The sequence below is a fragment of the Vibrio sp. JCM 18905 genome, assembly GCF_055393305.1.
Genome location: NZ_AP043879.1, coordinates 1,155,718 through 1,169,856 on the forward strand (window position 1 = coordinate 1,155,718; position 14,139 = coordinate 1,169,856).

General features: G+C 44.1%; 13 protein-coding genes, 1 riboswitch and 1 other annotated feature. Of the genes, 10 read left to right on the forward strand and 3 right to left on the reverse strand.

Features of this window, described 5'->3' with window-relative positions; genetic code table 11:
• Entirely contained in the window at positions 1-1,305 is a 1,305-nt protein-coding gene (locus ACZ5ZC_RS13590) for an inosine/guanosine kinase (protein WP_005390861.1), read from the forward strand.
• Between the two features lie 127 nt (positions 1,306-1,432).
• On the opposite strand, the gene ACZ5ZC_RS13595 is transcribed toward ACZ5ZC_RS13590, so the two are convergent.
• Entirely contained in the window at positions 1,433-1,840 is a 408-nt protein-coding gene (locus ACZ5ZC_RS13595) for an H-NS family histone-like protein (protein WP_054867299.1), read from the reverse strand.
• Positions 1,841-2,422: 582 nt separating this feature from the next.
• A riboswitch (Lysine riboswitch) is annotated at positions 2,423-2,605 on the forward strand.
• Positions 2,606-2,714: 109 nt separating this feature from the next.
• Between ACZ5ZC_RS13595 and tet(35) the strand changes: the two genes are divergently transcribed.
• Entirely contained in the window at positions 2,715-4,316 is a 1,602-nt protein-coding gene (gene tet(35), locus ACZ5ZC_RS13600; RefSeq protein ID WP_005390865.1) for a tetracycline efflux Na+/H+ antiporter family transporter Tet(35), read from the forward strand.
• A gap of 326 nt (positions 4,317-4,642) precedes the next feature.
• Here tet(35) and ACZ5ZC_RS13605 read toward each other — a convergent pair whose 3' ends face one another.
• Positions 4,643-5,596: a sigma-54 interaction domain-containing protein gene (locus ACZ5ZC_RS13605; RefSeq protein WP_005390867.1), complete on the reverse strand. Its 954-nt coding sequence runs from the start codon at positions 5,594-5,596 to the stop codon at positions 4,643-4,645.
• A gap of 364 nt (positions 5,597-5,960) precedes the next feature.
• Positions 5,961-6,098 (forward strand) — a sequence feature (His leader region).
• A gap of 53 nt (positions 6,099-6,151) precedes the next feature.
• Here ACZ5ZC_RS13605 and hisG point away from each other — a divergent pair.
• The 8 genes from hisG to hisIE all read left to right on the forward strand — a co-directional run bounded on the left by hisG (position 6,152) and on the right by hisIE (position 13,322).
• Positions 6,152-7,048 carry an ATP phosphoribosyltransferase gene (gene hisG / locus ACZ5ZC_RS13610; protein WP_005390869.1) on the forward strand — a complete coding sequence of 299 codons (897 nt, stop codon included), beginning with the start codon at positions 6,152-6,154 and terminating at the stop codon, positions 7,046-7,048.
• Between the two features lie 5 nt (positions 7,049-7,053).
• Positions 7,054-8,346 (forward strand): histidinol dehydrogenase, encoded by a 1,293-nt coding sequence (gene hisD / locus ACZ5ZC_RS13615; protein ID WP_005390871.1) that lies wholly within the window; start codon positions 7,054-7,056, stop codon positions 8,344-8,346.
• 18 nt (positions 8,347-8,364) lie between these two features.
• A complete protein-coding gene (gene hisC, locus ACZ5ZC_RS13620; RefSeq protein WP_464931984.1) occupies positions 8,365-9,405 on the forward strand; it encodes a histidinol-phosphate transaminase in 1,041 nt (346 codons plus the stop codon).
• A 65-nt stretch (positions 9,406-9,470) separates the two neighbouring features.
• Entirely contained in the window at positions 9,471-10,544 is a 1,074-nt protein-coding gene (gene hisB, locus ACZ5ZC_RS13625; protein WP_464931985.1) for a bifunctional histidinol-phosphatase/imidazoleglycerol-phosphate dehydratase HisB, read from the forward strand.
• Positions 10,545-10,570: 26 nt separating this feature from the next.
• A complete protein-coding gene (gene hisH, locus ACZ5ZC_RS13630) occupies positions 10,571-11,185 on the forward strand; it encodes an imidazole glycerol phosphate synthase subunit HisH (protein ID WP_047008596.1) in 615 nt (204 codons plus the stop codon).
• 12 nt (positions 11,186-11,197) lie between these two features.
• Complete coding sequence (gene hisA / locus ACZ5ZC_RS13635; RefSeq protein WP_054867302.1) at positions 11,198-11,935, forward strand: 1-(5-phosphoribosyl)-5-[(5-phosphoribosylamino)methylideneamino]imidazole-4-carboxamide isomerase; 738 nt, start codon at positions 11,198-11,200, stop codon at positions 11,933-11,935.
• A complete protein-coding gene (gene hisF / locus ACZ5ZC_RS13640) occupies positions 11,917-12,690 on the forward strand; it encodes an imidazole glycerol phosphate synthase subunit HisF (RefSeq protein ID WP_054867303.1) in 774 nt (257 codons plus the stop codon). Before hisA ends, hisF begins: the two co-directional genes overlap by 19 nt.
• Positions 12,687-13,322 carry a bifunctional phosphoribosyl-AMP cyclohydrolase/phosphoribosyl-ATP diphosphatase HisIE gene (gene hisIE, locus ACZ5ZC_RS13645; protein WP_256953276.1) on the forward strand — a complete coding sequence of 212 codons (636 nt, stop codon included), beginning with the start codon at positions 12,687-12,689 and terminating at the stop codon, positions 13,320-13,322. The genes hisF and hisIE overlap by 4 nt, the downstream gene beginning before the upstream one ends.
• A 282-nt stretch (positions 13,323-13,604) precedes the next feature.
• Here the strand turns inward: hisIE and ACZ5ZC_RS13650 are convergent, their stop codons facing one another.
• The gene (locus ACZ5ZC_RS13650; RefSeq protein ID WP_054867304.1) at positions 13,605-14,120 is read right to left on the reverse strand and encodes a YchJ family protein; all 516 of its coding nucleotides are present in this window, start codon (positions 14,118-14,120) and stop codon (positions 13,605-13,607) included.
• Positions 14,121-14,139: the final 19 nt, after the last annotated feature.

A 14,139-nucleotide genomic window follows, 5' to 3' on the forward strand; every position in this document is an offset into this window, starting at 1 on the left:
ATGAAATTTCCTGGACAACGCAAATCGAAGCACTATTTTCCTGTTCATGCTCGTGACCCGCTGGTGAGCCAAGCACAAGAAAGCAAGAAGATGACGCGCACTCACATCATTGGTATTGACCAAACTTTGGTTGATATTGAAGCTAAAGTTACAACGGATGTGATTGAAAAGTACGGTCTGAGTAAAGGTCACTCTTTGGTTATTGATGACGAAAGAGCAGAAGAGTTGTACCAGCAACTTAAAGAAGAGAACTTAATTACCAATGAGTATGCGGGTGGCACAATTGGTAACACGCTACACAACTACTCTGTGCTAGCAGATGATCGCTCTACGCTGCTTGGAGTGATGAGCCAGGATATCAAAATTGGCAGCTATGGCTACCGTTACCTTTGTAATACATCAAGCCGCATGGACTTGAACTACCTACAAGGTGTTGATGGCGCTATCGGTCGTTGTTTCGCTCTTATCACAGAAGACGGTGAACGTACTTTTGCGATCAGTGAAGGGCAAATGAACCAGCTGCATCCTGATAGCATTCCAGAAAAAATCTTTAAAAATGCATCGGCGCTTGTACTAACGTCATATTTAGTGCGTTGTAAAGAAGGCGACCCAATGCCTGAAGCAACAATGAAAGCGATTGAGTACGCGAAAAAGAATGATGTACCTGTTGTTCTGACTCTTGGGACGAAGTTCGTTATTCAAGATGACCCGAAATATTGGCAAGAATTCATTCGAGATAACGTTTCAGTCGTTGCGATGAATGAAGATGAAGCAGAAGCTCTGACGGGTGAGTCAGACCCACTTGCTGCATCTGATAAAACACTGGAGTGGGCAGATCTAGTATTGTGCACCGCGGGGCCTGTAGGCCTATTTATGGCGGGTTATACGGAAGACAGCGCGAAGCGCGAAACTTCTTTACCATTACTTCCGGGGTCAATCGCTGAATTTAATCGCTATGAATTTAGTCGTCCGGCGAAAAAAGATACATGTGAAACACCAATAAAAGTGTACTCACATATCTCGCCATATATGGGTGGTCCAGAAAAAATCAAGAATACCAATGGTGCAGGTGATGCTGCGTTATCTGCTGTTCTTCATGATATGGCGGCAAACAAATACCATAAAGAAAATGTGCCTAATTCAAGCAAGCACAGTAACGAATATTTAACTTACTCTTCTTTTTCTCAAGTATGTAAATACGCAAACCGTGCGAGCTACGAAGTTCTCGTGCAACATTCTCCACGTTTGTCACGTGGGCTTCCTGAGCGAGAAGATAGCCTAGAAGAAGCATACTGGGAACGTTAATACACAGTAGTTTAATTAACTATTCTATAACTAAAGTAAAAGGCGCATTAAAAAATGCGCCTTTTTTATTTGGATCATTACAAATAAAAAAGGCTCCCAATAGGAGCCTTTTAAAAATAGCGCGAATTTAGATCAGGAAATCATCCAGAGATTTACCTGCATCAAGTTGCTCTTGAATTGCAGAAGGTGTACGACCTCGGCCTGTCCAAGTCTTCTCATTACCGTTTGAGTCTGTGTATTTGTATTTAGCTGGACGAGGTGCACGCTTCGCTTTGCCTTTCGTCTTAGTTTCGCCAGATAGCGCAGTAATAAGCGCTTCTACGTCAATACCGTCTTGAGCAATTTTCTCTGCGATCTCTGCTAGCTTAGCTTCTTGCTCAGCTTGTGCTGCACGTTCTGCTTCTTCTGCTTCACGACGCTCTTCTACGACAGTAGTTAGTTTATCTAGAGCTTCTTCCAATTGTTCTAGAGTCAGCTCACGAGAAAATGCACGAAGGCTACGGATATTTAGAAGGGTTTTAGTCAGCTCTGACATAACGATTCCTATTAAAAGGTTAATGTGTTGGGCACTTTTTATCGTTACGATTAAATAATGCCAATCTATAAATAAACAAAGAGTCCTTATATTTAACTTTATCTTTTCCTTATGTGCAAATACTAAATCAAGATTTTGTTTAAATTTAGCTATTTTTTTAAAGCAATAAATATTATTACACTCGAAATAAATCTTATTAGATGAGAATTGAAATCAACACTCGTTATTGTATAGAGATAGAGCCAGCTTGGTTTTTATAAAAAAAGTTGAGTTATTACTTAAAAATATGAAGCGTCCATCTTTGATGGAGTGTCATATATCCTTAATTTATTGATACAAGATAAACCATGATATTTTTAAGGTAGTAATAATGTTTCATAAATAACAAAAATGATGTGATTTCAGTTGCACAAAACTAACTTGAAGTAGACAAGGTTTATAAATTATCTCAGTCATTATTTATTTGTTTAATTTAGTTTGATGTGTTGCATTGACTCTCATCATAAGTACAATGGCTGCTACCTGATGCAATATTGCAGACAATTTGTTGTTAATTTGTACAGTTAGTGGTTAATTGTTTGTTGTTGCCGTAGAGGCGCGGTCTCGAAGAGTAGCTATTATTGGGGTGATGCCAATGAATAATAGTGGAAGGCGAAGATTGCCGAAGTAAGTAACTCATCAAAGTTACTTGCTGGGGTTGTATCTGAAAGGAACAACACTGCCATAGTATATATTCACATTAAACTATGGAGCGCTACTGTAGGGTTGGGTGGAGTGTTCGCTTCCCTGTCGCTAAGTTCAACATGAGCACGTATCGTATGCTACGTGACTTGTCTGCAGTAGATCTCTAGCCAAACTTTGGTTTTTGAAGATCATGAATTTAATAGATTTTTCTAGTTCTCCTGTTTCATTATTGCCACCTATTGTCGCTTTGACTTTGGCGATTCTGACTCGACGTGTATTAGTTTCCTTAGGTGTAGGTATCGTGCTGGGTGCGGTTCTACTTAATAGCTGGTCTATCGGTGATACCGTTAGTTACGTGAGTTCTCAAGTTTCTTCTGTCTTTATTGAAGATGGCGGAATTAACACTTGGAACATGAGCATTGTTGGTTTCCTAATCTTATTAGGTATGACAACTGCATTATTAACGCTATCTGGTGGTACTCGTGCATTTGCCGAATGGGCACAATCTCGAGTGAAGAGTAAACGCGGCTCCAAACTTCTTGCTGCCTTTTTAGGCGTATTCATTTTTGTCGACGATTACTTTAACAGTCTTGCTGTTGGTGCCATTTCTCGTCCAGTAACCGATCGTTTTTATGTGTCTCGCGCGAAGCTTGCATACATTCTAGACTCAACTGCTGCACCAATGTGTGTGATCATGCCTGCTTCTAGCTGGGGTGCTTACATTATTACGATTATCGGCGGTATCTTAGTCTCACATGGGATCACTGAGTATTCGGCTCTTGGCGCGTACGTTCGTCTTATTCCAATGAACTTCTACGCAGTTTTTGCACTGCTTATGGTGTTTGCTGTGGCGTGGTTTGGCCTCGATATCGGTAAGATGCGTGAGCATGAAATCTCTGCATCTCAAGGCCGCGGCTTTGATAAAGACAAAGAAAACGACTCGCAAGAAGCGCATGATCTAAACGAAGAGCTAGATATCCGTGAAAGCGAAAAGGGTAAAGTGTCAGACTTGGTACTTCCTATCGTGACGCTGATTATTGCGACTATCGCTTCTATGCTTTACACGGGTGGCCAAGCATTGGCTGCTGACGGCAAAGAGTTTGCGCTTCTAGGTGCGTTTGAAAATACAGATGTAGGCACATCACTAATCTACGGTAGCTTGCTTGGCTTAGCAGTTGCACTGTTTACTGTTGTGAAGCAAGGTCTTCCAATGGGTGAAATTGCACGCACACTTTGGATTGGTGCTAAGTCTATGTTTGGCGCGATTCTAATCCTGGTATTTGCCTGGACTATCGGTTCGGTTATCGGTGACATGAAGACGGGTTCTTACCTTTCTACAATGGCGCAGGGCAATATTAATCCACATTGGCTACCGGTTATCCTATTCTTGTTGTCTGGTCTAATGGCATTTTCAACCGGTACTTCTTGGGGTACGTTCGGCATTATGCTTCCAATCGCGGGTGATATGGCTGGTGCAACCGATCTTGCGCTAATGCTCCCAATGCTAAGTGCAGTTTTAGCCGGTGCCGTTTTTGGTGACCATTGTTCACCTATCTCCGATACCACTATTCTGTCGTCGACTGGTGCACGTTGTAATCATATTGATCACGTATCGACCCAGTTGCCTTATGCATTGTCCGTGGCGCTAGTTTCCTGTGTTGGCTTCATTACTTTGGGGATGACTGCGTCAATTGCATTCTCATTCATCGCTGCATCAATCACATTTATTATTGTATGTGGAGCACTTTCTTGGTTGTCGAAGTCTAAAATGGCATCGTGTCAAAATGTCTAGTACAGCTCAGTGTTTTTAATAAAGAGGAAGCTCCGCTAAATTTAGCGGAGCTTTTTTTTAACGCGATTTAGGTGAGGGGGGCAATCGCGTTTTTGGGGATAATCGTTTCGTGTTAAAAGCGAGCTATTTGTGTTCTGAGCACTCCTTTCTGTGCTGTGATAGAAAATCTATCAACCGACTTCTTCTTAGCACTAAGCAAAGACTATGCCTAGTTTAAGTTGTTGATTTTAAAGGCGGCAATATCAAGAGGTTTATGATGAGGGGCTAAGTAAATGATATATGATGAGTTGTCTGTTACACAGTGTCACGTTACACCTGTACAGCAACTAAACATTTAAGTTGTATTTCTTTATTAGACGATAAAGCGTCGTTCTTGAAATACCAAGATGACGTGCAGCCGCACTCATATTGTGCTTATTTTCTTCGATAGCTTGCAGTAGGTAGTCAAGATCAATTTGGTCCACTGAAGGAAGTAATTGCCTTTCATTATTATCAAGGCCCAAGTCAGCGACGAGAAGCGTGTGATCTTCACACATGACAATCGCTCGTTGGATTACATTTCGCAGTTCTCTTACGTTACCTGGCCAACGATGCTTGAGGAGCTTGGCTTTCACTTTATCCGACATTTTTTGTACCTGACCATGAGACAAATCTGTCAAGAAGTGTTCTGATAACATAAGGATATCTTTCCCACGCTTTCTCAGTGGAGGAATAGTTAATGGCAAGATATTAAGCCGATAGAATAAATCTTCACGGAATCCACCTTGTACAACCTCATTTTTCAAATCCACGTGGCTCGCAGCAATGACTCTACAGTCCACGTCAATGAATTTATCAGCGCCGACTTTATGGATTTGCTTACTCTCTAAAAAGTGCAGAAGGTGGATTTGTAGATCCGGCGGCATATCACCAATCTCATCTAGGAATAGGGTACCTTTATGTGCTTTTTGAATAAAACCGATACGATCTGAAATCGCTCCTGTAAATGCTCCTTTTTCGTGACCGAAAAGTTCGGACGCAATAAGACCACTTGGAATTGCGCCGCAGTTAACTTCAACAAAAGGTGCCGAGTGTCTGTTCGACAACTGATGAATAAGACGAGCACAGAGACCTTTGCCCACCCCTGTTTCACCCTGAATGAGTACTTCAGCATCACATTGAGCGTACTTTTGGATTGCCGTGCGAAGTTCTTGGATACATGCACTATTGCCGATTAATGGGTATAGTGTTGTATCGCTGAAATCCACAGCTTGTTTGTTACTACCGTTACGCAGTTTCATGGTTAATCACTATTTTTTGCCCCACTCAAATAATAGTTTTGAATGAGTCGTCTCAAACGTGAGTGGATGTCTCTTTATTGAGAATGATGTCAATTACTAAGGGCGGTGAGATCTAAATAGTTGTTTTGATGAAAATTCATACTATTCTTCTTTTTCTTTAAGAATAGGGTTGAATAGAAACCTAATTTCTACCCATATACTCAACTGAAATTAAATTTAAATCCTTTAAAATCAAGTAATTATAAAAATAGTTAGAAAATGCTAAATTCAGTATTGAAAAATATAGAATCCTTGGTTAGTGTGGTTACTAACGAAGCAACTCAATAGAGCCTTAAATAAGTATGCGTAATTTTGTAATGAACATTCATCACCATCATCACCCAATCTAGTCTTTCGGGCGATGCACGCATACCCGGGAGGCAGGAAACTCCCGGAGGTGAAATCAAAGTAAAAGCAGATTTTAAACCCTCGGGAGACTCCAATCTCTCGAGGGTTTTTTAGTTTTATTAATTCAAAAATTACTTAGATATCAAAATCTTGCACAGGGAAAAAGCAATGCAAACACAACGCTTAAGAATCGCAATTCAGAAAAAAGGTCGCCTTAGCAAAGAGAGCCAAGCTCTGCTAAAACAGTGCGGCGTAAAATTTAATGTAATGGGTGAGCGTTTAGTGGTTCACTCGGAGAACATGCCAATTGATTTGCTTTTGGTTCGTGACGATGACATCCCTGGCTTGATCATGGATGGCGTGGTTGACCTTGGTTTCATCGGAGAAAACGAACTAGAAGAAGTTCGTCTTGATCGCAAAGCTTTGGGTGAGCCATGTGAGTTTGTTCAACTTCGTCGACTGGATTTTGGCGGTTGTCGCTTGTCTATCGCTATCGACAAGGATGAAGAGTACAACGGTCCACAAGACTTAGCTGGTAAGCGTATTGCCACAACTTACCCTCAACTCCTAAAAGCTTACATGGATGAAGCAGGCGTTCCATTCTCCACATGTATGCTAACTGGCTCTGTAGAAGTTGCACCTCGCGCAGGTCTAGCTGACGCTATTGCTGATTTGGTATCGACTGGCGCAACGTTAGAAGCGAATGGCTTAAAAGAAGCGGAAGTGATCTTTAAATCTAAAGCGACGCTGATTCAACGTATCGGTGAGTTTGATGCAGACAAAACAGCACTGATTGAAAAACTACTGACTCGCATGCAAGGCGTACAACAAGCGAAAGAGTCTAAGTACATCATGCTTCACGCGCCAGCTGAAAAGCTCGATCAAATCAAAGCACTACTTCCTGGTGCTGAGGATCCTACGGTTCTTCCTCTTTCTGCAGATAAGCAGAAAATGGCTGTTCACTTAGTGAGTTCTGAAAACCTGTTCTGGGAAACCATGGAACAGCTAAAAGAGTTAGGTGCTAGCTCAATCCTAGTGCTACCAATTGAAAAAATGATGGAGTAAACATCATGAGAACAGTCGTTTGGCAATCTTTAAGTGAAGAGCAGCAAGATTCGATCTTAGAACGTCCTGCTATTGCAGAAGGTGCAAATATCACTGCAGCAGTGTCTGAGGTTATCGCTAAAGTTCGAAATGAAGGCGACTCTGCTCTCAACGAGCTGACAGAAAAGTTTGATCGCGTTAAACCTGAGTCCATTCGTGTTTCTTCTCAGGAAATTAAAGCCGCTTCAGAGCGCTTGTCTGAATCAATGAAAAACGCATTAGAGCAAGCTTATGCCAATATTTCTAAATTCCACAAAGCGCAAAAGCCACAGCCAATTAAAGTCGAAACTCAACCGGGTGTGCTTTGTGAACAGGTAACACGTCCAATTCAAAAAGTGGGTTTGTACATTCCTGGTGGTAGCGCGCCATTGCCATCGACGGTTTTGATGCTTGGCGTGCCTGCGAAAATTGCTGGCTGTCGTAAAGTTGTGCTTTGCTCTCCGCCTCCAATCGCTGACGAAATCCTTTACGTAGCAAAATTGTGTGGCATTGATGAAGTGTACAACGTCGGTGGTGGTCAAGCTGTTGCTGCAATGGCATATGGTACAGAGACCGTATCAAAAGTTGATAAGATTTTTGGCCCGGGTAACGCTTACGTGACGGAAGCAAAGCGCCAGGTGAGCAATGATTTCCGTGGCGCAGCGATTGATATGCCAGCGGGTCCTTCGGAAGTTCTTGTGATTGCGGATGAAACAGCGGACCCAGATTTTATTGCGGCGGACCTTCTAAGTCAGGCAGAGCATGGACCTGACTCTCAAGTTGTACTTGTGACGCCATCAGCCATTATTGCAGATCAGGTGACAGATGCCGTTCGTCGTCAATTGAAAGAGTTGTCTCGTTCAGAGATTGCAGAAAAAGCGCTCGCATCGAGTTTAATCATTATTGCTGAATCGATCACCCAAGCGATCTCTATTTCTAATTATTATGGCCCTGAGCACTTAATTGTTCAGACTAAGAACCCACGCGAGCTTCTGCCTCTATTAGACAACGCAGGTTCGATCTTCCTTGGTGATTGGTCGCCTGAATCTGCAGGTGATTACGCATCGGGCACTAACCACGTTCTTCCTACTTACGGTTACACACGGACATATTCAAGCTTAGGTTTGGCTGATTTTTCTAAACGAATGACGGTTCAAGAGCTTTCAGCTGACGGTCTTAAAAATCTTGCGCCAACGGTTGTCACCATGGCTGAAGCAGAAGGTCTGGACGCCCACAAACGTGCTGTTACTATCCGTGTAGAAAAATTAGCAAGTAAGTAAGAATAAGAGAGTAAAGAGATGGAAAAGCTAGCGCGTAAACAAGTCCAACAACTAACACCTTATCTTTCGGCTCGCCGAATTGGTGGTACAGGTGACGTATGGCTGAACGCCAACGAATCGCCATTCAACAATGAATACAAAACAGACTTTGCTCGTCTTAATCGTTACAGCGAATGCCAGCCGAAAGAGCTGATTTCTGCTTACGCCGCGTATGCTGGAGTGAAGCCAGAACAAACGCTGACTTCTCGCGGTGCAGATGAAGGTATTGAGTTATTGATTCGTGCTTTCTGTGAACCGGGTGAAGACGCGATTTTATACTGCCCACCAACTTACGGTATGTACGCCATCAGTGCAGAAACCATCGGTGTAGAGCGCAAAACGGTGCCGCTAACGTCAGATTGGCAACTAGACCTCGCAGGTATCGAAGCGAATCTAGATAACGTGAAACTGGTTTTCGTATGCTCGCCAAACAACCCAACGGGTAACTTAGTTAAGCGTGACGATATTGTCTCTCTGCTTGAGATGACAAAAGACCGCGCAATCGTGGTCATGGACGAAGCGTACATCGATTTTTGTCCAGAAGCGTCAACAGTAGATTTATTGGAAGAATATCCAAATCTAGCGATTCTGCGTACTCTGTCGAAAGCTTTCGCGCTTGCTGGTCTTCGTTGCGGATTTACGCTAGCAAACGAAGAACTGATTAACGTCCTTCTTAAAGTGATCGCACCATATCCAGTACCGGTTCCCGTTGCTGAAATTGCTACTCAAGCGCTCTCTGAAGCAGGCCTAGCGCGAGCGAAGTTCCAAGTTCTCGATTTGAACGCGAACCGAGCTTACTTACAAGTTGGTTTGTCGATGATTCCGGGTCTGGAGGTTTTTGAAGGGTGGGGTAACTACTTATTGGTGAAATTCCCAGATGGCGATGCTCTTTTCAAAGCCGCTTGGGATACGGGCATTATCCTGCGTAACTCGCCAATTGAGAACTGCGTGCGTATCAGTGTTGGTAACCGCGACGAGTGTGAAAAGACACTGGGTTTCATTAGAAACTACTATTCATAAATAGAATTCTCAACGTTCTCGGTTTATGCCGAGAACGAAACAAGATTAGTAATAAGGAAGTTCGAGTGAGCAAGCAACAAAAAATCCTATTTATCGACCGAGATGGCACCTTAATTGTTGAGCCGCCAGTTGATTTTCAAGTAGACCGTTTAGATAAGCTAAAACTAGAGCCATTTGTTATCCCAAGCCTGTTGTCGTTGCAGGATGCGGGATACCGTCTAGTGATGGTCACTAACCAAGATGGTTTGGGTACTGACAGCTACCCACAAGAAGATTTTGATGCACCACACAACATGATGATGGAGATCTTCGAGTCTCAAGGTGTGAAGTTCGATGACGTGTTGATTTGTCCTCACTTTGAAGAAGATAACTGCTCTTGCCGTAAGCCTAAGCTAGGCATGGTGAAAGAGTACCTTCAAGGTGGCAAAGTTGATTTTAAAAACTCTGTTGTGATTGGCGATCGTCAAACCGATCTTCAACTTGCAGAAAACATGGCAATTCGTGGTATTCAATACAACCCAGAAACCATGGGTTGGAAACAGATCCTGAAAGATCTGACGGTGAAAGCTCGTGTTGCTGAAGTTATTCGTACCACGAAAGAAACGGACATCAAAGTTGCGGTTAACCTTGATGAGCAAGGCGGTAACGATATCTCAACGGGTCTTGGTTTCTTCGACCACATGTTGGATCAAATTGCGACGCACGGTGGATTCCAGATGGTGTGCAAAGTAGAAGGTGATCTACACATTGATGATCACCACACGGTCGAAGATACCGCTCTTGCTTTGGGTCAAGCATTGAAAGAAGCACTGGGTGACAAACGTGGTATTGGTCGCTTTGGCTTTAGCCTGCCAATGGATGAGTGCTTGGCACAATGTGCACTAGATCTATCTGGTCGTCCTTACCTTAAGTTCGACGCGCAGTTTAGTCGTGAGCAAGTGGGGGACCTTTCAACAGAGATGGTGGTTCACTTCTTCCGCTCTCTGACTGACACACTAGCGTGTACACTGCACCTTTCTTCTGCGGGCAACAATGATCACCACATCATTGAGAGCCTATTTAAAGCGTTTGGTCGTACTCTGCGCCAAGCAATCAAAGTAGAAGGCACTGAGCTACCGAGTAGTAAAGGCGTACTTTAAGGCTAACCTTAGCAAGGAGAAAAACAGTGACAGAACAGAAAGTTGTCATTATCGATACTGGCTGTGCCAACGTCTCTTCGGTGAAGTTTGCTATTGAACGCCTAGGTTATGACGTAACGATTTCAAAAGATCCACAAGTTGTATTGGCGGCTGACAAGCTATTTCTACCGGGAGTGGGAACCGCCAGTGAAGCGATGAAGAACCTAGAAGAGCGTGACCTTATCAGCTTGGTAAAACAGGTAGAAAAGCCACTGCTAGGTATCTGTTTAGGCATGCAATTGCTGGGCAAAGTGTCTCAAGAAAAAGGCCAGAAAGCAGACGAGTTAGTTGAGTGTCTTGGACTTTGTGATGGCGAAGTGAAGCTGCTTCAAACCGGCGATTTGCCACTGCCGCACATGGGGTGGAATACCGTTTCTGCAAAAGCAGGCAATCCGTTATTCAAAGGTATTGAAGAGGGTGAGTACTTCTATTTTGTGCACAGCTTTGCGATGCCAGTTGGAGACTACACCATTGCTGAATGTGATTACGGAAATCCATTCACTGCTGCGGTTCAAAGCGGCAACTACTACGGTGTGCAGTTCCACCCTGAGCGTTCTTCAAAAGCGGGCGCGAAGCTTATTCAAAACTTCTTAGAATTATAAAAGGGATTTAGTGTGATTATTCCAGCTCTTGATTTAATTGAAGGACAGGTGGTTCGCCTTTATCAAGGTGATTACGGCCAAGTAACCGAGTACAAAGTCGACCCAGCAGAGCAGTTCAACTTGTACCACCAAGCCGGTGCTAACTGGCTGCACTTGGTGGATTTAACTGGCGCGAAAGACACGACAGCACGCCAGCTTGCTTTGATTGCAAAGCTACTAGCAAGCACGCCAGCGAACATCCAAATCGGTGGTGGTGTGCGTACAGAGCAAGACGTGATTGATCTGTTAGAAGCTGGTGCTCAGCGTGTTGTCGTTGGCTCTACAGCAGTAAAACAGCCAGAGCTTGTGAAAGGTTGGATGGAAAAATACGGCGCAGAGAAAATCGTTCTCGCGCTAGACATCAACATCGACCAAGACGGCACGCGTAAAGTGGCGATCTCTGGTTGGCAAGAAGATTCAGGCGTGACTATCGAAGCTCTAATCAACGATTACCTGACGGTAGGTCTACAACACGTGCTTTGCACGGACATTTCTCGTGACGGTACGTTAGTAGGTTCAAACGTTGAGCTTTACGTCGACCTATGTAAACAGTACCCACAAGTGCAGTTCCAATCTTCAGGTGGCATCGGCTCATTAGCGGATATCGAAGCGCTAAAAGGCAGCGGTGTGGCTGGCGTGATTGTCGGTCGTGCACTATTAGATGGTAAGTTCACAGCAGAGGAGGCATTTGCATGCTGGCAAAGCGAATAATTCCATGTCTTGATGTTCGTGATGGACAAGTGGTGAAGGGCGTCCAGTTCCGTAACCACGAGATCATTGGCGACATCGTTCCTCTGGCGCAGCGTTATGCAGAAGAAGGCGCTGACGAGCTTGTGTTCTACGATATTACTGCTTCAAGTGATGGTCGTGTCGTCGATAAAAGTTGGGTCGCTCGCGTTGCTGAAGTGATTGATATTCCTTTCTGTGTGGCTGGTGGAATTAAATCAGCAGAAGACGCAGCGCGCATTCTTGAGTTTGGTGCAGATAAGGTGTCTATCAACTCACCTGCATTGGCGAACCCGCAACTGATTACTGACCTTGCTGATAAGTTTGGTGTGCAATGTATCGTCGTTGGTATCGATTCATACTACGACAAAGAGACAGGTAAGTATCAGGTTTACCAGTTTACTGGCGATGAAGAACGCACCAAAGCAACCCAATGGGAAACGCGTGATTGGGTGCAAGAAGTACAAAAACGCGGCGCTGGTGAAATCGTACTGAACATGATGAACCAAGACGGTGTGCGTAACGGCTACGATATTGAACAACTTAATATGGTGCGTGAAGTGTGTAACGTGCCATTGATTGCATCGGGTGGTGCAGGTGCTATGGAGCACTTTGCGGAAGCATACCAAAAAGCAAATGTGGATGGCGCGCTTGCCGCGTCGGTATTCCACAAACAAGTCATCAATATCGGTGAATTAAAGCTGTATTTGAAACAACAAGGCATTGAGGTACGACTATGAGTGTGAAAGCCGCCGAAGTAAGTTCGCTAGCTGAGCGAATCAACTGGGAAAAGGTGGATGGTCTGGTACCTGCCATCGTACAAGACTTCCAATCAAGCCAAGTGCTGATGATGGGTTACATGAACCAAGATGCGTTGGCAAAAACGGGCGAAACAGGTCAAGTGACGTTTTTCTCTCGTACCAAGCAGCGTCTTTGGACGAAGGGGGAGACCTCCGGCAACGTATTGCAACTAGTGAACATGCAGCTAGATTGCGACAACGATACGCTACTGGTAAAAGTGAATCCCATTGGTCCTACGTGCCACTTGGGTAGCACAACTTGCTGGGATGTGGACCCTCAAGAGGAGTCACAAATGGTGTGGCTTCATCAACTTGAGCAGCTACTGGCTGCCCGCAAGAGTGCCGACCCAGATTCCTCTTATACTGCCAGTCTTTATGCCCGTGGCACCAAGCGTATTTCGCAAAAAGTGGGCGAAGAAGGCGTTGAAGTCGCGCTTGCGGCGACGTCGGGCGATAAGGCGGAGTTAGTGTGTGAATCAGCAGACTTGATTTACCACTTAATGGTATTGCTTCAAGACCAAGGCTTATCGATGAATGACGTAGTGAACAAGTTGAAAGAGCGTCATAAGTAAACTTGCTTATAGATAAGTGAAAGCCCCTATGCTCTCAAGTCTAAGGGCTTTTTTAATTTAGTGTTCTTGATTCGGGGGTAAAAACCGGCAACAGTGCTGGTGGCGATTAGATTCTGAATCACGCTCGTCCCTCGCTGTTCAGAATGACGGTATATTTTCTAATGGTATTTGAAGTCGCGTTATCTATTTCAAACGAAAGTACATATTCACGTTATTCCGACGAGCTTAGGTGAGATCAGGAATCTCATTAAAGCGGGCTCAATAAGCTAAGCGTGGGTGCGATTACCCACAACACTTCTTGAATTTCTTACCACTTCCACAGATACACGGGTCGTTACGGCCGACCTTGAGACTGCTTACTGTTTGGTTCAAACGTGGATCCTGTTCTGGTTCTTCTTCTGGCTCTTCTTCAGGAAATGTGCCGTCAATGTAGTACCAAAGCCCATTTTCTTTTACGAAGCGAGAACGTTCTGTCATACAGTAGCGTTTGCCGTCTTCATCAAAATAAGCGCTAAACTCGACAAAGCCTTCATTGTCATTACTGCCAGCTTCTGTTTTTAATACTTCAAGTTTGCACCAATCGCTGTCGATAGATTGGGCAATGCCTTCTCGTTGTTCTTCTGCATTACAGCTTGGGTGGTACGTGTTCACCACGTAATCTACTAGACCTAGCACATGCGCACTGTAACGAGAGTGCATTAACTGCTCCGGAGTGGTAACGTCAGCATGGTTATTGTGGGCAATTTCACAACACTGTTGGTAGGTGCGGTTAGAGCCGCAAGGACAAGAAGAAGCCATAAAATGAAATCTCGATTAA